The sequence below is a fragment of the Vibrio sp. 1978 genome, assembly GCF_033344345.1.
This window is the reverse complement of the sequence record NZ_JAWPOP010000253.1, coordinates 1-867: the sequence shown is the minus strand read 5'-3', so window position 1 is coordinate 867 and position 867 is coordinate 1. Positions and strand designations below refer to the sequence as shown.

Here is an 867-nt window from a genome sequence, read left to right as displayed (position 1 = left end):
TAATTAGAGTACAAAACGTTAACTCGTGATAAACACATAACAAAGGACAATTAACATGGATCCCATACTGGAAGTTAAGGGACTGTATAAAGTGTTTGGAGAAGCTCCGGAGCGAGCATTCTCACTCATCGAAAAAGGCGTTGATAAAGACGATATTTTTGAACAAACTGGCTTAACCGTTGGCGTCAACGATGTATCTCTGACCATCAATGAAGGCGAGATTTTTGTCATTATGGGTCTCTCTGGCTCAGGAAAATCCACTCTCGTTCGACTTCTCAATCGACTCATTGAACCCACCAAAGGCAGTGTTTACCTCAAAGGGAAAGACATTGCTCACATCTCCGAAGAAGAACTGCGCGAAGTTCGTCGGAACAACATTTCAATGGTTTTTCAAAATTTTGCGCTCATGCCCCACATGTCGGTGATAGAAAATGCCGCTTTCGGCCTGGAACTCGCAGGCGTCGATGTGACTGCTCGCCACGAAAGTGCATTATCAGCGTTGCAGAGAGTTGGATTAGATACCTACGCTGAATCGTTTCCTGATGAACTATCAGGTGGTATGAAGCAGCGTGTCGGTCTTGTCCGCGCCCTAGCTTGCGACCCCGATATTTTGCTGATGGATGAAGCGTTCTCCGCGCTCGATCCTTTGATTCGTTCTGAAATGCAGGATGAATTGATTCGTCTGCAAAATGACGATAAACGCACCATCGTGTTCATTTCGCACGACTTGGACGAAGCCATGCGCATCGGTGACCGAATTGCCATCATGCAAAACGGCGAAGTTGTGCAAGTCGGCACACCAGATGAAATTCTTCATAACCCCGCCAATGATTATGTCGAGGCGTTTTTCCGCGGCGTTAATGTCGC

General features: G+C 46.6%; 1 protein-coding gene. It reads left to right on the top strand.

The features are described from left to right. Window positions 1-55: 55 nt before the first annotated feature. The coding region (gene proV / locus R8N49_RS25895; protein WP_318190303.1) for a glycine betaine/L-proline ABC transporter ATP-binding protein ProV at window positions 56-867 on the top strand (812 nt) is incomplete at its 3' end.